This is a genomic window from Sphingobacterium sp. E70, assembly GCF_019285695.1.
GTDB classification, from domain to species: domain Bacteria; phylum Bacteroidota; class Bacteroidia; order Sphingobacteriales; family Sphingobacteriaceae; genus Sphingobacterium; species Sphingobacterium detergens.
The window spans coordinates 3492598-3518237 of record NZ_CP079104.1; the positions used below are offsets into that span (position 1 = coordinate 3492598).

The window sequence follows — 25640 nt, forward strand, 5'->3', positions numbered from 1 at the left end:
TGGCGGCAAGTATAAAGAAATTAAGCGGAGCCGTTTCTTTGCATCTTTGAACAAACGATTGCACTAACTACGAAAACGTTATAGAAATTCATCTTTGTAATAAAAAAGGGAATAATGGATTTTTTGATCTTAACTAGAAGATTTGAGACTGAAAATTGCTTGCGGTAGAAGGGTAGTTGTGTTTTCAGGTTCTTGGAAAGTATTGCAGATTCGAGGCAGGCCTGCAGTCGCGTAAAAACCTCGGTATGCAGATGACCTTATTCATTTGAATTAAAATAGAACCTATAAAAACTCGTTTTTCTGGTCTTTTTAGTATTTTGGGGTAATCTGCATGTTCACATTCCCTACCGTCGCACGACGAGGATTCGTTTAAGATTGAATTTTTGGTTAAATTTGTTTTTGGTAAAATGGCATTGCGCTGTTATTATTGGTATTTATTTAAATAGAAGATTATGTCTATTGTAAGAGAGTCCGATCTGATAGGAATTGGAAAGAAATTTCAAATTGAAACCGATGCGGGTGACAATATGGTTGTTGTGATCCACGATGATGGTCGACGGGAACTGTATCGTTATGATGACGAAGAACATGAATCGCGTTGTGTGATGACACTCAATGATGATGAATCACGTCAGATAGCGGGTATTATAGGTGGTCTATCCTATAAGCCCAAGGCATTGGAAACAATTGAAGTGGCTTTGGATGACTTGCGTATCGAATGGTACAAGCTAGAGGGCAAATGGGAAGGAGCAGGAAAAACAATTGGTGAACTGGAGGTACGACAACGTACTGGAGCGTCCATTATTGCTGGAATTAGAGACGACGAAACGGTCATCAATCCCGGACCATCTTATCTGATTACTCCAGGAACGACCTTGGTTATTGCTGGAAAGAAAAACAATATCAAACTTTTAAAGGAAATTTTACTGTAATCTATGCTATCACACACCTTAATACTGGAAATTGGAATCGCTGTCGGACTTGTTGCTATTGTTGGATTGATTGCCAACAAGCTTAAGTTTTCCGTTATTCCTTTTTCATTATTATAGGAATGGTTTTGGGTCAACACGCACCGCAGATTGGGTTGGTGGATCTGACATTTACCGAAAGCAAACCCTTTATAGATTTTATGGGCAGGCTAGGGTATTATTTCTTCTGTTTTATTTGGGCCTGGAATTTTCAGTCAATCGGCTTATTAAATCTGGTAAAGCCATCGTAACTGGAGGAACAATCTATGTCCTGCTTAACTTTACCTCGGGATTGTTGATTGGCTGGTTGATGGATATGCCTTTTAAGGAGATGATGGTCCTTTGTGGGATCATGACGAGCTCTTCGACAGCAATTGTGGCGAAGGTCCTCACTGATCTTAAACGGACGGCAAATCCGGAGACAGAGGTTATTATGGGAATGATCATGTTTGATGATCTCTTTATTGCCATGCATATTTCCTTTCTTTCGGGATTGATATTGACAGGTAGTAGCTCATTTTGGACTGTTGCAGGGACTTCCCTATTGGCATTGGGCTTTATCTTAGCCTTTTTGGTTTTGGGACGCAAGTTGGTACCTGCAATAGACCGTTTGTTAAAGGAAAAAACTTCTGAACTATTTATACTGGTCATCTTTGCATTGCTTTTTATCGTTGCCGGATTTTCGGAGACCATACATGTTGCCGAGGCTATTGGTGCATTAATGGCAGGATTGGTACTGGCGGATTCGCAGTATATCAAAAAAATTGAAGCAATGGTGCTACCTTATAAAGACTTCTTTGGGGCGATGTTTTTCTTTAGCTTCGGACTATCCATAGATATCATGTCGCTGGGAGGAGCTGTATTTTGGGCATCGATAGCGGCCTTAGTAACTGTGATGGGTAATCTCGCCTCGGGTTATTTTGCCGCGAAATTTTCTGGGATGAAACCGAAAACATCTTTTGACATTGGTTTTACCCTGTCTGCACGGGGAGAATTTTCGATTATCATGGCCAATATCGGGAAAGCGGGGCTTTGCTCCCTGTTATCCAATCATTTGTTGTGGTTTACGTTTTGATCCTTTCCATCGTGTCGCCACTCTTGACCAAAGAATCCCGCAATCTATGGAAATTACTATTTGGAAGTGATGCCAATACAGCCAAACCGCTGAAGAAATTGAGCGATCTGGAAAATAATAGTACAGGATAATTCTAATGCTATTTTTTTCGCACTGATCTCTAGTAAGCACGATATATCTAAAATAGCATCATCATAAGAATGCCTCCTAAATAGTCTTTTGGAGGCATTTCATATTTTCTAAAACAATGTCTACAGGAATCCAAGTTCAAGCTTTGCTTCTTCAGACATCATATCTTTGGTCCAAGGTGGATCAAAAGTTAATTCCACCAAGGCTTCTTTAATACCTTCTATTCCAGCAACTTTTTCCTGCACTTCATTCATGATTTCTCCTGCAACTGGACAGCCCGGAGCCGTTAGTGTCATGACAATTTTTGCTATGCCATCTTCCTTGGTAATAATTTCATAGACAAGTCCCAGATCGACAATATTTGCTGGTTTTAATTCAGGATCATAGATCGTTTCCAGTGTCGCTTGGATTTGAGGTGCCAAACCCAGTTTATCCATTACAATAATACTCATTTGTTTATGTTTTTATCTTCAATAGCGTTTTTATAGATCGCTAATAATTTACTCTCATTTATATCAGGAGTAAAATTACTAAAATAATAGGCCATAGAGGTCTTTCTTATCTCATCTTTTTCATCGGTTGGTTTGGCATTCCATTGCGTTAGGCAAGCTACAATTTCGTTTCTATTGTGTGGATCAAATGTCTGCCCGGTTTTATTCGGGATAATCATTTCAGGTAAAGGCCCAAGGTTTGAGCAGAGTACCGGAGTTCCCACGGAGTAGGCCTCGAGGATTGTGATTGGCATTCCCTCGAAACAGATGGAGGGGACGATAAGGGCTTGTGCTACGGCAACGAGTGGTAAAATCTCGGAACGGGGTTTAAATCCGAGGTAGTTGATGTTGGAATGATCTGCTATCCTTTTTTTGACCTCCTCCTCAAGAGGCCCTCCGCCAATAATGTGGAGCGCTAGATTCGTTCCTTTTACGGACTCAATCAGATTTAATATGCCTTTTTCGTCCGACAGTCTGCCAACATAAATAAAATATGGTTGCGGGTTTTCTGCCGATAAAGTTGAAGGGAAAACAAAATTGGCTTTTACTTCAAACTTTTTTCTGGTACTCTTAACGTCGAGTCAACAAATATCGACTTTGCAAAGCTGCTTAGGTTAATATAACGATTGACCTTTTGCCATGTACCTATTTTGCGGTGAAACCAGTAGTTAAAGGCAAGTAGGAATGTTTTAATAACGGAATCATTAAATGCTTTTTCCTTAACTGCCGTCCAGGGAAATTCTTCTTTTAGCGAATCCAGAAACAGATGATTGTGATGATAGAGTGTTGCTGAAGGGCAAAGTAACCTAAAATTGTGCAGGGTCATCACTTGCGGAATACCTTGTTTGGCGATCGTACGTAGTAGAATTGGTCCAGCGGCATAATGTGTATTGTGGAGATGGACGACATCAGGTCTGAATTCCCGGATTGTTTTTTTAATCTATTCGCAGCGAAAATATTCCAGATGGAACCTAAGGTCTGTAAGGCACCTCGCCAGCTTTTTTATTTTGAAAGGTCAGGGTGTGTACCTGGTGATCTTGCGAGAGGAGTGACAATTCCTGTTGAAAGACAGTGTCTTCTCCACCTGCTGTTTGATAATATGTATGGATAATTAGGATGCGCATAACAAAAGACTTATACAAATGTACGATTTTGCCCCGAATGCTTTGGCGGCACAAAATTGCCATTTCTATATGATTATTGCTATATTCGCATGATTCGATCGTAAAGATATATGCAACACTTACAACAGCTCGTGATAGAGGCGATAGAGACAAGTCAATTTCCTGAAACTCCAACAAATTTATATGATCCCATACGGTATATATTGACTTTGGGCGGCAAGAGGGTTAGGCCAGTGCTAACATTGATGGCGGCCGAGTTATTCGGTATGCAAGAGATGGACGAAATTATTCCGGCAGCAAAGGCTGTAGAGTTTTTTCATAACTTTTCCTTGATACATGATGACCTGATGGATAAAGCTCCTTTACGAAGAGGAAAACTACTGTCCATGAAAAATGGGATGCTAATATTGCCATTCTCTCTGGAGATGGATTATTGGTGAAGGCTTATGAGGAAATCTCCAAATGTAATCCGGTTTATTTGCCCGCAACTTTGCGGATTTTAAGTAAAGTAGCCATGGAGGTCTGTGAGGGCCAACAATTGGATATGGACTATGAAAGCCGTGCATCATTATCTATGCCCGAATATCTGGAAATGATTCGTTTGAAAACATCGGTACTATTGGGCGGAGCGTTACAATTGGGCGCCATTCTTTCCGGAGCGAACGAGCAACAACAACAATTGATCTACGATTTTGGGAAAATGTTGGTTTGGCCTTCCAATTGCAAGATGACATATTGGATGCCTATGGTGATCCGGATACCTTCGGGAAAATCGTCGGTGGCGATATTATGATCAATAAGAAAACCTTTCTATTGGTTAAACTGATGGAAGTTATTGCCGAGGAGGATGTTCCTACGATGCAACACTTATTACATTCAACTGTGGAGTCCGTTCCGACAAAAGTTGAAGATATGCTGACCTTATATGATAAGTATCGGGTCCGGGAAGTAGCGGATGAATTAAAAGATATATACACGCAGCGCGCATTTGAAAAAATGGATGCGCTAGATGTACCAAATGAACGTAAAGAAGCGTTATTACTGTTAGCAAACAATCTTTTGGTAAGACAACAGTAGATAGAAATTCTATTAAAATTCGTATTTTGCCAATAAATGGCTATTTTGTACTAAATAATTAAATAAATTTTAGATAACGTTCATGGATCCTTTAAAAATCACGGTATTTCAAGCATATTTATTCTGGGAAAATATTGAAAAAAATCTGAATAATCTGGCGTTGCGACTTTCATCTTTACGTGAGAAAACAGATTTGATTATCTTACCGGAGATGTTTAATACGGGATTCACGAATAACGTTGAGAAATGTGCCGAACCTGCCAATGGTCCTACCACAAGATGGCTGTTTGAAATGGCAAGTTCATTAAACTGTGTTGTTGCAGGTTCATTAATCATTGAAGAGGATGGGAAATACTACAACCGTTTTTTATGGATGTTTCCTGATGGCAAATATGTAAAATACGATAAGCGCCATCTTTTGGCATGTCTAAGGAAAGCGAATATTTTGAACCTGGTAATGAACGTATCTTAGTGGATATCAAGGGTTGGAAAATTTGCCCTATGATCTGTTACGACCTCCGATTCCCGGTTTGGTCCAAGAATCAAAATGCGGCTTACGATATCTTGGTTTATACAGCAAGCTGGCCAGATAAACGTTCTGCACATTGGAGAGCACTAATCCCGGCACGTGCCATTGAAAACCAATCTTATGTCGTCGGTGTGAACCGCGTGGGACACGATGGTAACGATATCTATTACTCTGGAGGATCAATGTGTATATCACCATTAGGTGATGTCGTCTATTATAAGCCAGAAGATGAAGATCTATATACCTTTACATTAAATCCGAATGACCTCTTGGAAGCTCGGGAAAAATTCCCATTCTTAAGAGATTCAGATTCATTTACAATCGGATAATTCTTTCTTAAAATCGGATTAATCTTTCTTATAATTTAGGTATAAAGACAAGCAATTTATTTTGTTTGTCTCCTTTTTATTCCTAAATTCAGTCTACTGTAAATCGTTTATGATGATTTATTAACATCTATTTATTGCATGTTGATAAAATTTGTTTGACACAACTGTAGAAAAACGTAATTTAGGCTAAATATTAGCCAAAATAAGTTTAGTTTTCTTTGTTTTGATTTGAGCATGATATTTATTAGCAACATAAGTTGCGTAAACAACCATAACCATTATTTATATGTTAGACCAAGATTTAGTATCGCAAGAGTATTTTTATAATTTCCTGACTGGAAAGTACTCAATAGCAGTGATGCGGAGGTTACAGCGTAATCTCAAGGAAGCGGGATTAAGTATTACTTCGGAGCAATGGAGCATTATGTACAATCTGTGGGTAGAGGAGGGACTGACCCAGCAGGAATTAGCTATCCGGACATTCCGGGATAAACCGAGTGTAACGCGCCTGATCAATAATCTGGAGCGACTTAATCTGGTGATCCGTGTCAATGACAAAAATGATAGACGATCTAATTTGATCTATTTAACCAAAATTGGCCGGAAGATGAAAGACGAGGGGATGAAGCAAGCTACGAATACGATCGAACAGGCTTTGGGTGGACTGACCGATGATCAGATTGCTCTATCTCATACGGCCTTACATCGTGTATTATTTAATCTGAAATAGTATTGAATAAATTACTGATCACATTGATTATGAAATTATCTAGGTCGAAAGACCAATAGGGGAAAGAAAAAAATAGGAAGCCCTCAGCGTTAACAACGACTGAGGGCTTCTTGTATATCGTATTTATCGAAAGGTTAGTCTTCGAAAAGTTTGCTTTCAAAATCCGTATGACTATTGACCAGTTTTCCTTCCGTACCAAAATAGATTTCTTGGAAACTTAAGGTCCGTATCGCATCTACTTTGCGGTAGAACTTATCTGCGGATACTTCGGATAAGGTTTTGAAACCACAGGCCTCCATAATCTCAACGGTAGCGCGCAATGTATTGCGATGGAATTGGGCTACGCGTACATACTTGTCATTAACATCCAGTCCTTTGTACAGGTGCGGTTGTTGCGTTGCAACACCTACTGGACAAACGTCTTCATTACATTTTAAGGCCTGAATACAACCTAAAGCGAACATCATTCCACGTGCACTATAGCAGGCGTCAGCACCTAATGCAATCACTTTTAGGATATCAAAACCTGTAACAATACGGCTTGATACAATCACTTTGATGTGTTTTTTCAAACCAAATGCGATCAACGTTTTGGTTACAAAAGCTAACGCATCGTAAAGCGGCATCCCCAGGTTGTCCGTAAATTCCAAGGGAGCAGCACCTGTACCACCTTCAGAACCATCGACCGAGATAAAATCTGGGAAGATCTGCGTATTCTGCATGGCATGACAGATGTCCATAAACTCGTGTTTGTCACCAATACATATTTTAAATCCGATTGGTTTTCCTCCAGATAATTCCCGCATGTGCTGGATGAAATGCATCATTTCTGTTGGTGAAGAGAATGCACTGTGTGCTGGAGGAGACATGACGTCCGTACCAGGGATAACGTGGCGTATTGCTGCAACCTCAGGTGTATTTTTTGCGGCTGGTAAAATACCTCCGTGACCAGGTTTCGCACCCTGTGAGAGCTTGAGCTCAATCATTTTGACATTTTCACGGTTTGATTTCTCCCGAAATAGCTCAGCATCAAACTTACCTTCTGAATTACGACAGCCGAAATAACCTGTACCAACCTGCCAGATCAGATCACCACCGTTATTGTGATAGTCACTGATACCACCTTCTCCGGTGTTGTGCGCGAAATTTTGTAAGGCGGCACCTTTGTTTAATGCAGTAATAGCCGTTTTACTCAAAGCACCATAACTCATCGCTGAGATATTGAAAACGCTTAAGCTATAAGGCTTTTTACAGGATTCATTTCCAACAGTCGTACGTAAATCGTGATTTTCGATATGACAAGGGAAAACGGAATGTGCAGCCCATTCGTTACCGACTGCCTGTGGATCAGTCTGCATACCAAATGCGACGGTCTCACGTTGATTTTTTGCCCGTTGATAGACAATGGAACGCTGTCTTCTGTTGAATGGACGACCATCCATATCCGATTCCCAAAAGTACTGTCTCAATTCAGGGCGGATCGATTCGAAGATATAACGAAAGTATCCAACAAGAGGGTAGTTTCGCAAAATCGCATGTTTGGTTTGGAAACTATGGTATAGGGCGATCAATAATAATGGGAATGGAAAGATCAACAACCAAAACCAGCTTGATGTAAATATAAAGCCAAATGATACAATGATTAAATTAATCACAACCATTATTGAAATAATGAGTTTTCTAACTTCCATAGAAAATACGATTGTTTAGTTTTAATTCGCTATTTTAATGTTTAGTCCAATTGAATATATTACTGCTCAATTAGCATTCCAAAATGCGCTTTTGGACACAGCAAATGTACTAAAGTTCCCCAAGTAAATGGATATAATTACTATGCTAGAATAAGTTTTGACAAGTTTATAACTGTTTCTAATAAACTATTTTCTTTTAGTAATCTGTTGCGATAAAAGTTGATAGATTTGCTGTAAATCCGGTTTATTACTAATAAATTTCAAATGTTTTTGCTGTGTCACTTCATCGCCTCGGATTGCAGGACCTGTCTGAACTGTTATTGGAACATGATTTTGTACTTTTTCTGCCGTTTCTAAAATGATCGGTCTGACCAGGTCAAAGGAAATATTATGCTCTTCCAATAGCTCATAGGCAAACTGATAAAGGATATTCGAGAAGTTATTGACCATGACCGAAGACAGATGGATTGCTAGCCGTTGCTTTGAATTGCAATAGATACTACGAGTTGAAAAGGTACGTGCAAGCTGGAGTAAAATCTCCGTATTGCCTTCATTATTGCCTTCAACACAAAATGGAATCACCGAAAAATCAATAGTTTTATTTTTGGATAGCGATTGTGGTGGATAGATAACACCAGCATTCTTAAATCGCTCCAGGATATTTAGATCCGTTGCTCCTGAACAATGTACTACAATCCCGTTGATGTCTTGTGGCATCGTTTCTGCAAGGGCAGGAATAGCCTGGTCTGACACAGCGATAAGATAAAGATCTGCATCACGCTGCAGTTGGCTGAGCTGATCTGTGCTGGGACAATGAAGCGCAAAGGCCAATGCATCCGCATTGGCCTTTGTTTTACTATAGATCTGAACGATCCTGTGTCCTAGCGCTTGAAACGCTTGTCCAAAATGTGTTGCGGCATTTCCGCTCCCTAAAATGGCAATGTTCATTATTTCGCTAATTTTCGTTTCTCTTCCTTATTTCTTCTGACAATGGACATGATAAAACCGATGGTCATGATAATCGTTCCACACCAAAAGAAGTTGATGTATGGAAATTTGATTGCCTTGAAGACTACCCATTTTTTCTCAGGTAACGGCTTTTGATAGACCATAATTTCCAATTTATCTTTGTCCGGCTTGATACCTGTAAACCTAAATTTAAGGCCTTGATCAGTGACATCTTTATTAAAATCATAGATTCCACCATCCTTAATCAAGTAAATGGGCTGTACGTCGTATTGTTTATTATCCGCCGCAACCACTTTTATTTTTAATCCGACCATGACGTCGTTAGGACCTTTTGGGATTTTCTCCAATTGAGCCTCTTTATTGAGCCCTTCAATCACATAATACCCATTGCGGTAACGTAAGGTGTCACCGATATTGACTTGATAGGTCGCAGGTTCTTCGTAATCCTCAAAGCCTGTTTTCTCTTCGTTCGCTGTTTTCGAGTGTTGTGCCTGACTCTCCGCTGCCGCAGCAGTAATCAACGTATATACGTCATGCGTGATGTAATGTTTGGTTGCTGGAGTACCTATCAAACCACCCATTTTGGCATTGTTTTGTGCGAAAGGTTGTAGTACAAATTGTTCTTTTACTTTACCTGTTTCCTCATCAACGCGTTCGTATTTGATTTTGTAATAGGTATTTGGCGCAGCAATGCTATCACCGATATAGGTGATTTTATATTCGCCCATTTGTACAGGTTCTCCTTCGGTTAAGAATAGGTTCTCTCCCGGCTTTTCGACTTTGTCAAAGCCAGATACAGCGATATAGCCCGTATTGTTGACAGAGATAACCTCGTTTGTTGCTGCGGCAACCATAGCTCCGATAAGTAATAGTCCAAAACCGATATGAGCGACGGAAGAACCCGCCAATTTCCATTTACCTTTGACTGCATCACCCAATACCCGGATATTCGCCAGAATACAGAAGATGCTGGCAAAGGTGATCAGGATATAGATCAGGTTGGTATATGTTTTGGTAAAATATGAAATAATTGCTGTCAGGATAATGGCTACAGCGAGAGATGCTACAGTAGAAGCCAAAAATTTACGGCTATCGCTGCGTTTGTATTTTAAAAACTGGGTAAAGCCAGTCATGATCATGACAATAACGGCGAATCCGGATTGCCATTTATTATAATGTTGGATTGGATCTAAAGGAGGTGCGACCTTGGTGCCGAATATTTTGTTAAATACCGGAATAGAAGTGGAGGCGATGATCTGTGCACAGGCAACAGTCAGGACCAAAGCACCAATAAACATCCAGAACTCTCTCGAATAAATCTCTTCGTCTTTTTCGGTAATCGGCATCTCTTTCTTCTTAATGACAAGAAAGACGACCATAATTACTAAAAATGCTACATTGAACAAAATCAACTGCCCACTCATACCTAAATCGGTGAACGAGTGCACCGAAGTCTCACCTAGGACGCCACTACGTGTTAGGTAGGAGGCATAGATCACCAGTACAAAGCTGATCATAGCCAGGAATGTCGCGGTGAAATAAGAATGTCCCGAGTTTTTATAGGCGATCATCACGTGAACTGCGGCGATCAAGGTAAACCAAGGAATAATAGACGCATTTTCCACAGGATCCCAGGCCCAGAAGCCTCCAAAGTTAAGTGCTTCGTATGCCCAAAATGAACCCATAATAATCCCAGCTCCAAGAATCATAACAGCAAATAGCGCCCACGGAAGTGTGGCACTGATCCATTCCTTGTAGCGTTTGGTCCATAGCGCTCCAGTCGCATAAGCAAAGGAACAATCATGGAAGCAAAACCAAGGAATAGGGTCGGTGGGTGAATCACCATCCAATAATTTTGTAAAGTGGATTTAAGCCGTTACCGTCTTTAATTAGGGACAAATAGTTTGCTTGCTTTAGTATAGGGAAATCCATCGCATCACGTAAGAGGATGAATGGGGAGCTTCAATACGTAATCCCAGTAATTCAACCCCTATGATCATCGAGGCTAAAAAAGCTTGACAGAGCATCACAAAAGTCATGACGGAAGTTTCCCAGCTCTTGGCTTTAAAGAGCAATATGGCCCCTAATACGGTCTGCCAGAACATCCAGAGCCAGAAACTACCCTCTTGTCCTTCCCAAAAACTGGAAATGATATAATAGGTAGGTAAGTCTCTCGAAGAGTGTGCAAACGCGTAATTATATTCAAAAAGTGGTTGTAAATAATATAAAATAAAGTTGCGCCGACTGCTACGACGGAGACTGCATTCACCCAGAATCCAATGCGGGCGATCTTTTTCCATGAAGTCTCTTCAGGGTTTTTAGTCGCGAAAAAATAAGCGATACAAGATAAAAGTGCGGCACCAAAGGAAAGAACAATAAAGAATTGTCCGATCTGCCCAGGTAGCAGGTGCTCACCAACGTAATTAACGTCCATTGAAAAATTGATTTTACAAATTAATTATTGAAAGCTGTGGCATTGATTTCCGTCACGACCGATTTATCGTTGTATTTCGATGGACATTTCATCAATATTTTACTCGCTCTAAACACATTCCCGTCCATTTTGCCCGTCAATACAATTTGTTCTGAACGCTCAATGTCCTGAGGTTTTGCACCTCTGAATACAACTTCACATTCTGTACCTTCATTGTCATACATGAAAAAGCTGAATTTGTTGGCATCTGTTTTCGGGTCATAATGAAGTACCTTGTCTTTGTTGAGCTGGCCGACCACATATAGTTCTGTTTTCTTTTCTTTTGCCTCGGTAAATGTCGAGTAGGTACTTGAATCCGTATAGATGACAAGTATCATGGCAATAGCCACTGCAATAATAGCGATTAGAATGATGGAACTTTTTTCATCCGTTTAATTTGTTTTTTGTTTGCGATGAAGCTATCAGATTTACTCATTCCACGATGTGATTGAATAAATCATGATGGTTTCATTAGTATTATTTGTTTTTATCGGTAATGAAGCTGTCAAGAGCAATTGTTCGAACGCTGATCTGAACTAACTAAAACTGATGACGGTTTCATTCGTATGATTTGTTTATGCTATTGTGCCAACCTTCGGAGATTTTCATGTTCCCAGTAAAAGCTTGTGTATCGATCGCAATGAATCCCTTATAATCATTGATTCTGACAAAAGCTGACACTTAATCGAATGCAAAATTACAAATAGATTTGCGAAGAAAGGAATAATGCAACTTTTCGACATTATTTATATTTGTTCTAAATAGGTTGTTGTCCCTGAAAAAATGAGGTATATTTGGATGCTTTTGAATAATTTAAGTTGAGATTTAATATTTTGTTGCAGTTTATATCGCATGAATTTTACAATTGCCTGTTAATATGAGTGTTGCTTTGCGGTCTTTACTGCTCTTATATGGAGTTATATTTCCATTTTTTTTTGGTTTTTGGGCAGGTGAGGTTGCGCAATCAAGAGGTTTCTCTTCAAAATGACAATGATGTCTATCTATTGATTGGCCAGGACCGATATTATACCAACGGTATCAATGTCAATTACCGTATTGCACTACCACCAAGAGGGGCTTCAGAGATTTCGAATACCGTATTGGACTTTGAAGTCGGACAGCGCATCTACAATGGTATTAGTATTATAGATTATCGTAGACAGAATAAGAAATATGACAGACCATTTGCAGGATACCTTTATTTGAGCGCCTCAGGGACTCGTTTTTTGAAAGCCGATCAAGTGATTGAACTTAAAGTCGAATTGGGACAGATCGGTTCCCGATCTTATGGTGAAGGTGCACAAAAGTTTATCCACCATCTTTTTGGAATGTATGAAGCTACGGGCTGGGATACCGCATTGCGCAATGCCTTTGGTGTAGATCTGCAGGCGAAATATTTGAAAGGAATTTATCGGGATCAAGCAGGAGCATTTGATCTCGGGATAATGGGTAGAGGTGCTCTGGGGATGAACAATACAAATATGGAGGTCGGAATTCCTATCCGTGCAGGTAAACTTAAATCGTACCATGCATCGACCTTTACACATGGGCATTTGACAAAGGCTAGAGGTAATGACGACAAAGAATGGTACTTTGTTTATCAACCTAGTTTGGCCCGGATCTTTTATAATTCAACGATACAAGGAGGGCTGGGGCAAGATGATCCTATAGGCGAATTATACCAGATTGAACCTTGGATGCTAAGCCACCGAATAGGGTTCAGTTGGTCCAATCACAAGGTCAATTATGGTATTAATTATATTTTCAATTCCAAGGAACTAAAGTCGGTGTTTCACCGGCATCAATATGGACAGCTATTCTTTGCCTATCGGTTTTAACCACTGCTAACTGTTTTTCAGCGACCGTGTCGGAGAGCCTCTGTCCGATTAGCCTGGTGGTCAACATGGCTGCAACGGTATCGCCAGTGGCATTGAGCATGGTGGCTAGTGGATCTACCAATGTCGCAATAATCATAATGGAGGGAATGACTTCTGTGGGCATCTGATAAACTGATATGATCAGCATTTCGCCGATATATCCCCATTAGGAATTCCGCCGGCCACGATGCTGACCAATAAGGTGATCCCTACAGCCATGATCAGGTTGGTTGGATCAAAAAAATCCTTTCCACTCAACAGTAAAGCGATATAAATTTTAAAAATACAAGCAATGGCTGAGCCATGTTTATGCAGCGTTGTGCCCAAAGGGATGACCACGCTTGCAACAGTATCGGGTATGCCGATTTGTTTTGCAGCCAGTAAGTTGGCCGGCATGGTGGCGAGGCTGCTGCAGCTACTCAGTGCTGTCAGCGAGGGGAGGATATTGTTTTGCCAGTAGCGTTTGACTCCTTTGATGCCGAATGCAAGAAACGCAAATAAACTAAATATTGTAAAGAAATAGAATAGACCAAAAATATAGTACAGACCAATGGGTTTGGCATAGAAACCGAAGAGCTGTGGGCCAAGTGTTCCAACCTGATAGGCAAAATAGGCTCCCAGTCCGATGGGGGCCAGCTTCATGACCATGACCAATAAATTGCCCATGACAGCATTGCCGGAGTTGATAAATTTTCGGAACATATCCGCTGCGGATCCCGATTTACGTGTCGCAATCCCCACTAAAAATGAAAATATAACAAAGGCCAGCATATTTTGCCGGGACAATAGACTGGAAAATTCACTTACAGTCAGGAACCGGACCATTTTTTCGCCCCAGGAGTCCTGTGTGGCGGTGTCAATGATTTCCTTCGCTTGTTCGATAGGAGATCGGAACTGACAGGAAATAGGTAAAGGAAAATAACACTTGTTACACCTGCAACCACAATGCCGATTACAAATACGAGTGACATCATGCCGATAATACGGCCCAATACGCTGTCACCTTCGATATTGGCTACAGATGAAGCTATGGCAAAAAAAGACCAGCGGTATGACGCTGACAAAGAGCAGATTTAGGAAGATATCCCCAATTGGCTTCAGATTATTCACAAAATGTGGAAAAAGACCCCAATTAAACTTCCGATACCGATGCCAAGAAGTAGGAGCAGGATGCTGCCATAGTTCTGTATAAAAGTTTTTGTAGAGTATTCCATTAGGTTCTGTGATTGTTTAGCGTTTATGACGCTAAAATAATCTTTTTATCTATTATTTCTATCCATTTAAATGAATTATAAGTGTTAGTCGTATTGGCATAAATGAACTCGTTTACGCTGTTAATGGGTATTTTAGGGTATTCGTGAACTCAATTCGTTCGGTTCCCTCAGTTTGAGTTAAATCGCGATAGTTTCACTTCATAATGCCTGGATAAAGATTAATTGGGATTTATTTGAGCCAGCTTTTTATCTTTGGGCGGATATACCTACAGAAGACCATCACTATTGCTGTGGAACCTGGAAATGTGAACACGGCCTACTTTACGGGCTTACACTGTTGTTGTGGTGGTCTGCTGCACCGCTTGTTAGATCGGGTGATGTGTAGGGGATATTTACTTTATCAAAAATATAATGACGAAAATGGATTTTGTAACAACCGCAGATGGTTCCAAAACATTGTACAATGCGGAGATAGGTGAATGTTACCATTCTAAGCATGGTGCTGTTCAGGAAAGTAAACACGTATTTATCAAAACTGGTTTGGATCATTTCGTACAACAAACGGGGCTTCAAAGGTTGCTATTTTGGAAGTGGGATTTGGTACCGGACTGAACTTTCTGCAAACAGCTGAACACATTGGGGACAAGTCGTATCAGGTAGACTATGTCGGAATTGAAGGTTTTCCATTACCACTGGTGACCATCGCTGAGACAGGGTATAATGAGAACGTAGCTGCACCTGTCTGGTCGGCTTATCTGGATAACTATGAAGCCGCGTTGCTGCAGCAGGTGCAAATTCACGAGCGGTTACAACTCAGCATTGCCCATACGTTATTGATGGATTTCCAATCCGAAAAAAGATTTGATGTGGTGTATTTTGATGCTTTTGCAGCCATACATCAGCCCGAAATGTGGAGCGATGTGGCATTGGCGCATGTCGCGCAATTCGTTAAACCAGGTGGTGTTTTTGTTACTTATGCCATTACAGGTAATCTCAAACGCAGTATGAAATCTTTGGGCTTTTCCATTGAAAAGGCTCCGGGTGCACCTGGAAAAAGAGAAATGTTGCGGGCTACAAAACTTTAAACGGCCTATTGTTCTATTTTAAATTATTGTTAACTGTTTGATAATCTAAAAGTGTTTTCTAATTTAGCCTTGATATTAAGGCTAACCTAATAGTTCACTTTCCACTACCTCATGACAGATTCACAGTTGATAGACAGTTTGAAGGAAGACAACCAGACAGGGTTTGTGGCTATTTATCATAAGCATTATAAACAGCTGCTTTTCTTTGTTTTGCGTTACCTGAAAGAGGTCGATGTCGCTGAAGAGATCGTAGCGGATGTTTTTGTCAAGGTATGGTCCCGCCGATCCGATTTTCATTCCATGGAAAGTCTGAGGGCTTTTATTTATATTACGGCAAAACACGCCAGTCTCAACGCTATTCGGGACAAACGTACAAAGGGTATTCAGGAACCTTTATCCAATTATGAGGATCTACTTACGGATGATCGCGATGCTTTTTCAAAGATGATTCATGCAGAGCTGGTACATGCCATCTTTAATGAAGTTGAAAAATTGCCGGAAAAGCAAAAAGAAGTCTTTAACCTAACTTATCTGGAGGACAAGACTGTAGAAGAAATTGCAGACCAGCTGCAGATGAGTCCAGCCGCTGTATACACGAACCGCTCCCGCGCAGTGAGTACGATTAGAGGGCTTTTGGGGGCAAAGGATGCTTTAACACTTATTGCATTCCTATCCTTTGTCAGTAAGTAACAGACAGCAAGTAGAAACCCGGAAATCAAAGTTTAACAGAATCTATTGCTTATGCAATATAGGGTTTAATGTCTTTTTTTTTTTTTTTTGAAAATATTTATCTGATACACAGTATTTTAATTCTTTTTATGTTTTTTCTGTAAGATAATCTTATGCTTCGTGTTTCTATCGTCAACAAGGAAATGAAAAGAACATCATGTATACGATAGATCATATTATTCAATTACTTCAAGCTTACCTAAAAGGGGAGATTCTCCTAATGAGCATGCCGAATTAGGCATGCTGCTTGAAAAATATCCGGAATTACAGGACTTGGCTAAGAAATTGGAAGATCCGGCAAATTTGCGCGAGGAATTACAGGCTTATGAAGAGTTTTCAACGTCAGATCCGGCGCAAGAACAAAGGATTCTGTCGAATATTATGGATAAAATCGAGGCCCAGGTAGATCAACAGCCCAAACGCCGATGGATGCAGTATGGTTGGTACGCTGCCGCGGCTTGTTTTATTGCTGTTGTTGGCCTGGGAATATGGCAAATAAATAAACGAGATGGGATAGATACGTCGGATCCAGCTACTCCTGTTGATGCGGTTAAATTAGCAGAAAATCTTCTTCCCGGTGGAAATAGAGCCACCCTTCAGCTTGCGGATGGTACCGGTATCGGACTTGATCAACAGCAGGTGGGGATTGTGATGGGCGATGAGATTACCTATACAGATGGTTCAGTTGCCCTGGCGACTGCAAAAGATGAAAAACGCATGATGATCTTGTCAACTCCCCGTGGTGGACAATATCAGATCGCCCTTGCAGATGGGACCAAGGTTTGGCTCAATGCTGATACACGCCTGCACTACCCCAATAAATTTACGGATAAACAACGTGTGGTCGAACTGGATGGGGAAGCTTATTTTGAAGTAGCCAAAGCGGCTGGAAAGCCATTCATCGTTGTTACGGCAAAGGAAAAAGTGGAAGTATTGGGAACTCATTTCAATGTCTATTCTTTTCCAAAAGAGAAGGAGTCTAAAGTTTCTCTGCTGGAGGGTAAAGTAAAAGTCTCCGTTCCTGCAGGAAAGACAAGGCTACTTCAGCCAGGGGAACAAGCTTCGGTACAAGGAGAAGAGCTCTCTGTACAACAGGTACCTGTGGATGAAAGTATTGCCTGGAAGAATGACGAATTTATGTTCAACAACGAGCCTTTGGGAACAGCACTGGCTCAGGTAGCACGCTGGTACGATATTGATATTGAGATTGACCCAAGTGTAGCCAAGATGAAACTATGGGGATCAGTTTCACGACTTGATAATTTTGATAAAGTGTTAAAAATCATAAAGATGACCGATGATAAAATTAAGGTTCAAATCGAAGGAAGGAGGGTCCGATTGATGAAATAAGAACCAAAAATTACCTATATCCTATTTCGTCTATCAAAAAGCTGAGGAAGGTGGTACTTCCCCAGCACATTTTGGTCCGAAATTTTATGAAACGCGCTTAACTGTTTATTAAACTAACAAACCAATCAAATGTAATGAAAAAGTATAAATACCTCATTATTATGAAAATGATTATTATGCTTCTTTTATTTACACTGGGACAGCTCCATGCCGGAAGTTTTGCCCAGACAGTAAATATTAAAAAGAAGAATAGTTCGATCGTCAACGTATTTCGTGAAATCAAAAACAGACCGGATATACTGTTCTGTGCAAATCAGAAATCGTAAATAATACACCTGCTATTACGGTTGATTTCAATAACGTTCCTTTGGATCGTGCGTTGACAGAGCTCCTTACTCCACATGGTTTAACCTATTTTAAGGAGGGAAAATCAATCGTTGTTAAGGCTGGAAAGACTGATTTGGCGATTGATCGCTCGCATAGCACGGCGAAAGACAACATGCTTGAGCTGCAAAAGAATATTCATGGTCAGGTCACCGATCAGCAAGGTAAGGTCCTTTCAGGTGTAAGTGTTACCGTAAAGGGTACAAAAGCGACTGTCGGTACCGATCAAAACGGAAATTATTCGATTGCTGCCAACAGCGGGGCGACGCTAGTTTTCAGTTTTTTAGGCTACGATCGCAAGGAGGTTGAAGTGAGCGGGGAAACGCTCAACGTGAGCCTGCAGTTTAGCCAATCCAATCTGGAGGAAGTAGTTGTCACGGGCTATGGAACTTTTAAGAAGGCAGATTATACGGGATCGGCTTCGACGATTCGGACCGATCGCATGGCAGATGTTCCGGCAGTAAACTTCTCAACCATGTTACAGGGCAATGCACCCGGTGTTCAGGTGAACTCCTTATCGGGACAACCCGGAGGAGCGACCGATATCCGTATTCGTGGTATGGGATCCATTAACGCCTCAAACAAACCTTTGTTTGTCATTGATGGCGTACCCGTAATGTCCGAAAATATTGCTTCAAGTGAGTCGAATAATGCTGGATTGGATGTCATGTCGACCATAAATAGCTCCGATATCGAGCAAATTACTGTTATTAAAGATGCTGCTGCAGCTTCCCTTTACGGTTCACGTGCGGCGGGCGGTGTGATCTTAATTACCACCAAATCCGGTAAAGCAGGTAAACCCGTGTTTTCAGTGAAGGGAGATTATGGGCTATCCAGTCAGGCAACAGATTTTCGCGAAGTGATGGATGGGCCACAACGACGTGAGATGCTTTTGGAAGGCTTGCGCAATAGAGCTCGCTATTTAGATAAGTTAACGGATGAGACCCAGATTGAAGATTATGCGCAGGCGAATATTGATAAATATGCACCTATTCCGACAAGCGGCTGGGCAGATTGGAAAAAGAACTGTTTCGTCGCAACTCGCCTTTCAGAAATGCAGATATATCTGCTTCGGGTGGAGATAGCAAGCTTTCCTATTATACATCCATGGGGTATACCAATCAGACGGGATTATCCTATCAGTCGGGCTTCGAACGTCTCACTGGAAGACTGAACGTCAAGTACAAAATGAGTGAAAAGATGGAGTTGGGGCCAATATTTTGTATTCCAATATTACACAGGATGTCAATTCCGAAGGGGAGGCTATACCTCGCCAATCTATTCTTCGCGTCATAAGATTACAGCATCAGAGCCGGTTTATAACGAAGATGGATCTTTCTTCCTGGATTTCTTTTCTAATGGCCCACGTAATCCCAAGGCTTCTTCCTTGTACAATTTCCGACGGGAAAAAGGTGACCGCTCATTCAATACGGTTTTTGCCAACTATAAATTTATTGATGGGCTAGTTTTTAATACAACTTTTAGCTTAGATCATACAACAACGCGTTACAACTCTTGGTCGGATCCTCGCACCTCGGATGGCGAAAAGACGAATGGTTCCTTGACCACAAGTTTTTCGGACTATAAACAAATGGTATGGCGCAATAGTCTAACCTACACCAAAACATTGGCGGAGAAGCATCATCTGGATATATTGGGCGGTTATGAGGTAAATACCTATCGTCGGGAAGGAATTAATGGTGCTAAGGACAATTTTCCAACCGTGGATAAAACAGTGTTGTCCAACGGTTCGGTTTTGACAAATGCGTCTGGATCTAATATGGAGTGGCGTTTGCTGTCTTACCTGTCACGTGCGAATTATAATTATGATGACAAGTACTTTTTAGGAGGTAGTATCCGTATGGATGGTAGCTCACGTATCCACCGCAGCAACCGTTGGGGACATTTTGGTCATTGTCGGGAGCTTGGAAGTTTACAAAAGAAGACTTTATGGCATCTTTAAATGATGTGATCAGTGACGGTAAAATCCGTGTTTCTTATGGTACCAATGGAACCTTGCCATCCGAATTTTATACCTATATGGATTTGACAGGCTTTGGTTTTCCGTACAGGAACAATCCTGGTATGCGGGAGATCCAGATTGGAAATCCGGGTCTGAAATGGGAAAAACAGAATAACCTCAATATAGGATTGGATTTACGTTTGTTTGAAAGACTGGGGCTTACCTTTGAATGGTACCAACGTCAGTCATCGGATTTGTTGAACGATGTTCCTACATCTTATACAACGGGATTCTCATCCTATCTGAGCAATATTGGAACGATTCGCAATTCGGGTATTGAGCTCGACCTGAATGCAGATATTCTGCGAAATGGGGCATTTAAATGGACGTCGAGTTTAAACTTTGGAATGAACCGTAATAAAACGATTGCCTTATCTGATGGTAGTTCGGAACTGCGGGATGGAACACAGATTCACCGCATTGGACAACCATGGTATAGCTATTATTTAATCGAATTTGCAGGGATCAATAAGGAAACAGGTGTGCCACAATATTATATCAATGATCCCGCGAATCCAGGTTCCAGAGAAACCACCGAAGATTATACTGCTGCAACGCGGATATTGTATAAGAGTGCGGATCCCAAGTTGGTGGGTGGTTTTACGAATACATTCCGTTATAAATTTTTGGATCTGAATTTCACTTGGACTTATTCATTGGGTGGAAATTCCTATGACAGTGGTGCGCAGAAAACGGAGTTGGGTGGTAAAACGGGTTATGACAATATTCCAAAATATTACGAGCGGAGATGGCAAAAACCGGGTGATGAAACCGATATCGAGATGTTTATGGTCGGAAATAAATATGACATGAGCAGCGTGGCCAATACACGTCGTGTGCATTCTACGGACCATATCCGTTTGAAAAATCTGACTTTCGGGGTTTCTATTCCGCAGCATATCTCCCGTAGACTAAAAGTGAGTAATATTCGGGCTTTCTGTTCCGGTATGAACTTACTGACCTTTGCGGCTTATAAAAACTACGACCCCGAAGTACCTGTAAATGGAGTGGTATATTTCGAATCCCTAAATTGAAGACTGTAACCTTCGGTTTGGATGTTAAATTTTAAGGAGTAAGCACTGATTCGTTCATGATTATAATTTCATTTTTCAGAAGAAAGGAATTTTAAAATATGATCATGGTAATCACCCCATCGGTATGATGGGAAAAAATAAAATAGAGATGAAGAATATAGTATCAATAGCGTTATTGTCCTGTGCATTGCTGACAGGCTGTGGCAACAAATGGCTGGAGACAGCACAGCCAAGCACCTCAACCGAAAGTTCGGAGGCCATTAAATCGGCAAATGAGGCGAGTTACGCATTAAATGGTATTTACGATATTATGCGTGGCTATGAATATTATGGTGCGCGCATGACGTACTACGCTGATGTCACTGGCGAGGATATGCTCGCCAATGGTGACACAAAGCGTGCTGCAGGTTATTATCTTTTTGACTTTAATAAGGATAATACACCATCCTCACTTTGGTATCAACCTTACCGTGTGATCCGTAATGCCAACGGAGTATTGGCCTATGTAAATGGTGTGTCTGCCGACCAAATGACCGATGTGCTCAAGGACATCAAGGGACAGGCATTAACCATGCGTGCAATGGCCCATTTTGACTTGGTCAAAGTATTTGGAGCGCCATATGCCGTAAATCAAGGCGCTTCTTTAGGGGTGCCTATTGAGACGGAGAAGCATGTGTCTACAAGCAAACCGGCTCGAAATACCGTTAAAGAGGTATATGCCCAGATTATCACCGATCTTGAAGGTGCTGACAGCTTGTTGAGTACGGCAAGAAATGATGGTAAGTTGAATAGATTTGCTGCAGAGCAAGTATTGGCACGTGCCTACCTGTATACAGGAGAAAATGCGAAAGCCTTTGCTATGGCAGCCACATTGATTAAAAATGCTGAAGCTGCGGCAAGTTCAAAAAAGGGCAGTACCAATTGTGGAAAAATGAGGAATATGCGACGGTGTGGTCGAAGGACTTTACAAGCGAAATATTGTTTCAGTTGTCTAATACCAAAGTGGAGGCCAGTGACTCAAAAGAGGGGATTGGAAACCTGTTATGGCGCTTGGGCTACAATGACATTATTCTTTCAGATGATTATTTGAATTTGCTGAAAGATGATCCGAATGATGTGCGTCAGAAAGTGATTACCAAATATACCAGCAAGCAGGTCGATTATTACTATTTGAATAAATATCCGGGCAACACGGCGGAGAATGAAAATCCTGAATTTGCTGATATTCCGGTTCTTCGGCTATCGGAAGCATATCTGATTGCGGCTGAGGCAGCGGTGAAATTGGGTGATAATAGCAATGCACTTAATTATTTAAATGCCATTGTCAAGCGCGCCAATCCGGCCAAGTCGGTAAGTGGAACGGTAGACCTGAACCGTGTGATGGAAGAACGTCGTCGTGAGCTCGTTGGTGAAGGTCATCGTTTATTTGATGCAATGCGTAATAACCTACGGATAGAACGTAAAGGTAAGGCGCACGTTTCGCCCTTATTGCGACCTGAGACAAAGTCATTTGACCGAACATACTTCAAAACGCAGATGGCTATTCCGAGAAGGGAAATAGACGTAAATCCAAATATTGTTCAAAATACCGGCTATTAAAATACGTCACGATGCAAAACAATCGGAAATATAATCTTAAACACCTATGTACTGATCCAGTTTGGATCAGTACAGGTACTTTTTACTTTTTATATTGTTTGGTTTTCAGCAGTTGCATGCACAGACTCAACAGCAGTTGGGGCAACATGATGGCCCTTATTTCTTCTACGAAGCGGGGAATACCAAATCTGTACGCGTAGTTGATGGAAAGATACAAGTCGATAATTCACTTAAAGAACCTTTCTCGGTGTCCACCGAAGATGGTCAGTATCACTTTGAGGTTTCGCGCCATCCTATAACAGTTCCCAAAGAGGTTTATCGTCCTAGCGACAAGATCATGGTACTTTCCGATCCGCATGGTGACTTTGCCTCTTTTTATGCTATTTTAAAGGCGCAAAAGGTGGTTAATGCGAACTATGGGTGGACTTTTGGAAATAATCAGCTAGTCGTTATAGGAGATGTGTTTGATCGGGGAAAAGATGTCCTGCCTATTTTTTGGCTGATCTATAAATTGGAACATGAAGCTGTTAAGGCTGGTGGACAGGTTCATTTTTGCTGGGCAATCATGAGGAAATGTTGATGCGTGGGAATTATAAATATACGCAGGATAAATATAAGGTGTTAGCGGATTCCATTGGTAGAAGCTACCGTGATTTTTGGTCATCAGAGACGGAATTGGGACGATGGCTGCAGAGCAAGAATACGATGGAGAAAATAGGTGATTATCTTTTTGTCCATGCGGGGCTGAGTACGGCAATGTTGGATCCAAAATGGACTATTCCTGCAGTCAATGATTCTGTTCGCCGTTATCTGTTCCACACGAAAGAAGAGCGGCAGCAGTCGGAGGCGGCATCATTTCTTTTTGGTAGCGAAGGTCCATTATGGTACCGTGGTATGGTGGTAAAGGAGGAAAAATACCATCCGTTGGGTGAAGAGGATTTGAATAACATGATGAAAATATATGGTGCTAAGCAGATTTTTGTAGGGCATACCATTTTCCCTGATGTAAGTAGTTTTTATGAAGGGAAAGTGTACGGTGTGAACGTCAGTAACGAATCCAACCGACTGAAAGGACGTAGCCGAGGGCTGCTCATTGAGGGCGGTAAAATTAAGGTAATCTACGATGATATTACCAAGAATAAAGTAATAAATTAGATCGCTTAGGCATCGCAGTAATGATAAAAGGCCGGAATTTAATAATTCTGGCCTTTTTGGGTTATTAGTTATGTGCATCTGCGTTCTTTACCATGAATAATTAAAGAAATTCGAAAACTGTTGATGTTTATTATATTCCCATTAGGTAGTCTTCTTCTGTCTAAGTCCGTGGCACCCGCAAGCGTATGGTGAGATTATTGTTGTGTGATTCGGATGACTTGTAATCAAATAGACCAAGCGCCCACAATTGCGGCTGGGTGGAAGCTTTTATTATTTAGTAATAGATGTTTTTGACGATGGAATCCATAATATTCGATGTTCATACCAACCAGTACGGTTGTAGCATCTTTATCGTTTACATCAAAAGATAGCTGTTCTAATTCGACCATTTTGGGCCGCGTATGCAAGTTGATGGGGATCTGAGGACTATGGACCTGAATATATTGTTGTTTATCAAAGTTGAGCATAGCAACGGAGAGGTTGATGATTAAAGATCACAATTTTTTGGCTGGCGTAAGTCCTTTTGTTTATCAAATTTTGGGAACTGGATGGTAAGTTGTTTATTGTCCAATAATTTGAATTCTGGATCGAAATGCATAAAGTCTTGCAGATGGCATTTTTCGTTGAATTGAAAATTAACCAAGCGGTTTATCTTAGGGCTACGTATGGCTTCTTCCTTACTTAGCTGTCCCCTCGGGCCCAATGCTCTTTGAAGGTGTGTAATCAACCGATTGTGCATACTGCTATCATGTAAATCCACATGTACTTCAGCCATCATACGTCGAATGTACGCCCCTATTGAACTGGTATCTCCAAAGCCTGTTGCAGCGATTTTCGTCCCTTTACTCTGTTTTGATTTAGGGCGAGGATTTGTTTGTACGATTGTTTTGTCGTTCGATTGTCGAAAGACCACGTTTCCAACTAAGCCTTTCAGATTTCCATTTTCTATTATTGCCATAATTCAAATTTAAATATTTAAGTAACTGTAAAACAAATAATTATTTATTTTTAGCGAATTGAAAATAGGGCTTTGCTACGTATTTTAAATTTGATAATTGTTGTCGAAGGCCAATTGTTAAATTGATAATGGATAAGTTGTTAGGAATTAGATTCGACGGCATGCAAGTTATTATGATCGTGTTTCGTACTTGCTTTGACCCATCGTCGTCACTGCGTCAGATTGCATACGTGATGCGAGCGATATGAGTCCGTGGTGAGTCCGAGTCTTACACGGATATATGATGGTGGCACTATGGTAAGATCATGCTCTTACCTGCTTTAAGATACAAATAAGGCCCAAAGATGTCCCGAATCCCTCCCGATGGATGGTCAAATAGCTTGCATAACACGGACTTCGTTCTGAAAAACGGTTCGTATGTGTAGTATTAATTTTTAAATAATTATATATTATATGTATTTGTATTTAATTTCTATTGATTTAATTTGAATTATTTCAACAATTCTATTATTTTGTTTAGATTTTAAATACACGTTAGTTTGATGTGTTTTACTTGTCTTGTTAGCGTAGTGTATCGTATTGTTTGCAATTCATCTTATCAACATCATTGATGTTGGTTTTAAGTTAATTAACATGATTTTCCACAT

At 40.8% G+C, this 25640-nt stretch carries 28 protein-coding genes and 4 pseudogenes; 18 read left to right on the forward strand and 14 right to left on the reverse strand.

The window, feature by feature from the left end; all coding sequences use genetic code 11:
• Positions 1 to 452: 452 nt before the first annotated feature.
• The 3 genes from KUH03_RS24665 to KUH03_RS24675 all read left to right on the forward strand — a co-directional run bounded on the left by KUH03_RS24665 (position 453) and on the right by KUH03_RS24675 (position 2174).
• Positions 453 to 932: a cation:proton antiporter regulatory subunit gene (locus KUH03_RS24665; RefSeq protein WP_077438826.1), complete on the forward strand. Its 480-nt coding sequence runs from the start codon at positions 453 to 455 to the stop codon at positions 930 to 932.
• A gap of 232 nt (positions 933 to 1164) precedes the next feature.
• A complete protein-coding gene (locus KUH03_RS24670; protein WP_257087257.1) occupies positions 1165 to 2043 on the forward strand; it encodes a cation:proton antiporter in 879 nt (292 codons plus the stop codon).
• Positions 2028 to 2174, forward strand: coding sequence for a hypothetical protein (locus KUH03_RS24675; RefSeq protein ID WP_257087258.1), 147 nt, complete (start codon positions 2028 to 2030; stop codon positions 2172 to 2174). The genes KUH03_RS24670 and KUH03_RS24675 overlap by 16 nt, the downstream gene beginning before the upstream one ends.
• Before the next feature lie 120 nt (positions 2175 to 2294).
• Here the strand turns inward: KUH03_RS24675 and KUH03_RS24680 are convergent, their stop codons facing one another.
• The 4 genes and pseudogenes from KUH03_RS24680 to KUH03_RS24695 all read right to left on the reverse strand — a co-directional run bounded on the left by KUH03_RS24680 (position 2295) and on the right by KUH03_RS24695 (position 3805).
• Entirely contained in the window at positions 2295 to 2609 is a 315-nt protein-coding gene (locus KUH03_RS24680; RefSeq protein WP_373564841.1) for an iron-sulfur cluster assembly protein, read from the reverse strand.
• 11 nt (positions 2610 to 2620) lie between these two features.
• A pseudogene (locus KUH03_RS24685) lies at positions 2621 to 3157 on the reverse strand (glycosyltransferase family 4 protein); the annotation flags it as partial.
• A gap of 50 nt (positions 3158 to 3207) precedes the next feature.
• Positions 3208 to 3603, reverse strand: coding sequence for a glycosyltransferase (locus tag KUH03_RS24690; RefSeq protein WP_306429793.1), 396 nt, complete (start codon positions 3601 to 3603; stop codon positions 3208 to 3210).
• Between the two features lie 31 nt (positions 3604 to 3634).
• Complete coding sequence (locus KUH03_RS24695; protein ID WP_257087259.1) at positions 3635 to 3805, reverse strand: hypothetical protein; 171 nt, start codon at positions 3803 to 3805, stop codon at positions 3635 to 3637.
• Positions 3806 to 3897: 92 nt separating this feature from the next.
• Between KUH03_RS24695 and KUH03_RS24700 the strand changes: the two are divergent.
• From KUH03_RS24700 to KUH03_RS24710, 3 genes and pseudogenes are all read left to right on the forward strand, one after another.
• Positions 3898 to 4864 (forward strand): annotated as a pseudogene (locus tag KUH03_RS24700) (polyprenyl synthetase family protein).
• Positions 4865 to 4946: 82 nt separating this feature from the next.
• A pseudogene (locus KUH03_RS24705) lies at positions 4947 to 5722 on the forward strand (amidohydrolase).
• Between the two features lie 286 nt (positions 5723 to 6008).
• Positions 6009 to 6452, forward strand: a complete 444-nt coding sequence (locus tag KUH03_RS24710; protein ID WP_257087260.1) for a MarR family winged helix-turn-helix transcriptional regulator — start codon at positions 6009 to 6011, stop codon at positions 6450 to 6452.
• 134 nt (positions 6453 to 6586) lie between these two features.
• Here the strand turns inward: KUH03_RS24710 and KUH03_RS24715 are convergent, their stop codons facing one another.
• From KUH03_RS24715 to KUH03_RS24730, 5 genes are all read right to left on the reverse strand, one after another.
• Positions 6587 to 8143, reverse strand: coding sequence for an FMN-binding glutamate synthase family protein (locus KUH03_RS24715; RefSeq protein ID WP_120260122.1), 1557 nt, complete (start codon positions 8141 to 8143; stop codon positions 6587 to 6589).
• A 186-nt stretch (positions 8144 to 8329) separates the two neighbouring features.
• Entirely contained in the window at positions 8330 to 9091 is a 762-nt protein-coding gene (locus KUH03_RS24720) for a Rossmann-like and DUF2520 domain-containing protein (protein ID WP_257087261.1), read from the reverse strand.
• Positions 9091 to 10962: a cytochrome c biogenesis protein CcsA gene (ccsA, locus tag KUH03_RS24725; protein WP_306429146.1), complete on the reverse strand. Its 1872-nt coding sequence runs from the start codon at positions 10960 to 10962 to the stop codon at positions 9091 to 9093. The genes KUH03_RS24720 and ccsA overlap by 1 nt, the downstream gene beginning before the upstream one ends.
• Positions 10963 to 11025: 63 nt before the next feature.
• Positions 11026 to 11412: a hypothetical protein gene (locus KUH03_RS46625; RefSeq protein WP_306429147.1), complete on the reverse strand. Its 387-nt coding sequence runs from the start codon at positions 11410 to 11412 to the stop codon at positions 11026 to 11028.
• Between the two features lie 154 nt (positions 11413 to 11566).
• The gene (locus KUH03_RS24730; protein ID WP_257097281.1) at positions 11567 to 11959 is read right to left on the reverse strand and encodes a cytochrome c maturation protein CcmE; all 393 of its coding nucleotides are present in this window, start codon (positions 11957 to 11959) and stop codon (positions 11567 to 11569) included.
• Positions 11960 to 12541: 582 nt separating this feature from the next.
• Between KUH03_RS24730 and KUH03_RS24735 the strand changes: the two genes are divergently transcribed.
• The gene (locus tag KUH03_RS24735) at positions 12542 to 13423 is read left to right on the forward strand and encodes a lipid A deacylase LpxR family protein (RefSeq protein ID WP_257087262.1); all 882 of its coding nucleotides are present in this window, start codon (positions 12542 to 12544) and stop codon (positions 13421 to 13423) included.
• On the opposite strand, the gene KUH03_RS24740 is transcribed toward KUH03_RS24735, so the two are convergent.
• The 3 genes from KUH03_RS24740 to KUH03_RS24750 are packed head-to-tail and all read right to left on the reverse strand — an operon-like array spanning position 13350 to position 14526.
• Positions 13350 to 13610: a hypothetical protein gene (locus tag KUH03_RS24740; protein ID WP_257087263.1), complete on the reverse strand. Its 261-nt coding sequence runs from the start codon at positions 13608 to 13610 to the stop codon at positions 13350 to 13352. The two genes, KUH03_RS24735 and KUH03_RS24740, sit on opposite strands and share 74 nt — an antisense overlap.
• Complete coding sequence (locus KUH03_RS24745; protein WP_257087264.1) at positions 13604 to 14287, reverse strand: dicarboxylate/amino acid:cation symporter; 684 nt, start codon at positions 14285 to 14287, stop codon at positions 13604 to 13606. The genes KUH03_RS24740 and KUH03_RS24745 overlap by 7 nt, the downstream gene beginning before the upstream one ends.
• On the reverse strand, positions 14272 to 14526 hold the full coding sequence (locus tag KUH03_RS24750) for a hypothetical protein (protein WP_257087265.1): 255 nt from the start codon (positions 14524 to 14526) through the stop codon (positions 14272 to 14274). Before KUH03_RS24750 ends, KUH03_RS24745 begins: the two co-directional genes overlap by 16 nt.
• Before the next feature lie 570 nt (positions 14527 to 15096).
• On the opposite strand from KUH03_RS24750, the pseudogene mnmD reads away from it, so the two are divergent.
• From mnmD to KUH03_RS24810, 11 genes and pseudogenes are all read left to right on the forward strand, one after another.
• Positions 15097 to 15761 (forward strand): annotated as a pseudogene (gene mnmD, locus KUH03_RS24760) (tRNA (5-methylaminomethyl-2-thiouridine)(34)-methyltransferase MnmD).
• 111 nt (positions 15762 to 15872) lie between these two features.
• The gene (locus KUH03_RS24765; RefSeq protein WP_257087267.1) at positions 15873 to 16451 is read left to right on the forward strand and encodes an RNA polymerase sigma factor; all 579 of its coding nucleotides are present in this window, start codon (positions 15873 to 15875) and stop codon (positions 16449 to 16451) included.
• Between the two features lie 279 nt (positions 16452 to 16730).
• Complete coding sequence (locus tag KUH03_RS24770; protein WP_257087268.1) at positions 16731 to 17840, forward strand: FecR family protein; 1110 nt, start codon at positions 16731 to 16733, stop codon at positions 17838 to 17840.
• A 134-nt stretch (positions 17841 to 17974) separates the two neighbouring features.
• Positions 17975 to 18166 carry a hypothetical protein gene (locus KUH03_RS24775; protein WP_257087269.1) on the forward strand — a complete coding sequence of 64 codons (192 nt, stop codon included), beginning with the start codon at positions 17975 to 17977 and terminating at the stop codon, positions 18164 to 18166.
• A 41-nt stretch (positions 18167 to 18207) separates the two neighbouring features.
• On the forward strand, positions 18208 to 19398 hold the full coding sequence (locus KUH03_RS24780; RefSeq protein WP_373564490.1) for a TonB-dependent receptor plug domain-containing protein: 1191 nt from the start codon (positions 18208 to 18210) through the stop codon (positions 19396 to 19398).
• Positions 19399 to 19416: 18 nt separating this feature from the next.
• Positions 19417 to 20187, forward strand: coding sequence for a hypothetical protein (locus tag KUH03_RS24785; protein ID WP_257087270.1), 771 nt, complete (start codon positions 19417 to 19419; stop codon positions 20185 to 20187).
• Entirely contained in the window at positions 20175 to 21281 is a 1107-nt protein-coding gene (locus tag KUH03_RS24790; protein ID WP_257087271.1) for a TonB-dependent receptor, read from the forward strand. Before KUH03_RS24785 ends, KUH03_RS24790 begins: the two co-directional genes overlap by 13 nt.
• Positions 21282 to 21429: 148 nt before the next feature.
• On the forward strand, positions 21430 to 22371 hold the full coding sequence (locus KUH03_RS24795; RefSeq protein WP_257087272.1) for a RagB/SusD family nutrient uptake outer membrane protein: 942 nt from the start codon (positions 21430 to 21432) through the stop codon (positions 22369 to 22371).
• Positions 22332 to 22880, forward strand: a complete 549-nt coding sequence (locus tag KUH03_RS24800) for a RagB/SusD family nutrient uptake outer membrane protein (RefSeq protein WP_257087273.1) — start codon at positions 22332 to 22334, stop codon at positions 22878 to 22880. The genes KUH03_RS24795 and KUH03_RS24800 overlap by 40 nt, the downstream gene beginning before the upstream one ends.
• 112 nt (positions 22881 to 22992) lie before the next feature.
• On the forward strand, positions 22993 to 23460 hold the full coding sequence (locus KUH03_RS24805) for a metallophosphoesterase (protein ID WP_257087274.1): 468 nt from the start codon (positions 22993 to 22995) through the stop codon (positions 23458 to 23460).
• Positions 23433 to 24035 (forward strand): metallophosphoesterase, encoded by a 603-nt coding sequence (locus KUH03_RS24810; RefSeq protein WP_257087275.1) that lies wholly within the window; start codon positions 23433 to 23435, stop codon positions 24033 to 24035. Before KUH03_RS24805 ends, KUH03_RS24810 begins: the two co-directional genes overlap by 28 nt.
• Positions 24036 to 24259: 224 nt before the next feature.
• Here KUH03_RS24810 and KUH03_RS24815 read toward each other — a convergent pair whose 3' ends face one another.
• Together KUH03_RS24815 and KUH03_RS24820 are read right to left on the reverse strand one after the other, a co-directional pair.
• Positions 24260 to 24502, reverse strand: coding sequence for a hypothetical protein (locus KUH03_RS24815; RefSeq protein ID WP_257087276.1), 243 nt, complete (start codon positions 24500 to 24502; stop codon positions 24260 to 24262).
• Between the two features lie 20 nt (positions 24503 to 24522).
• Positions 24523 to 24993 carry a hypothetical protein gene (locus tag KUH03_RS24820; protein WP_257087277.1) on the reverse strand — a complete coding sequence of 157 codons (471 nt, stop codon included), beginning with the start codon at positions 24991 to 24993 and terminating at the stop codon, positions 24523 to 24525.
• Between the last annotated feature and the right edge of the window lie 647 nt (positions 24994 to 25640).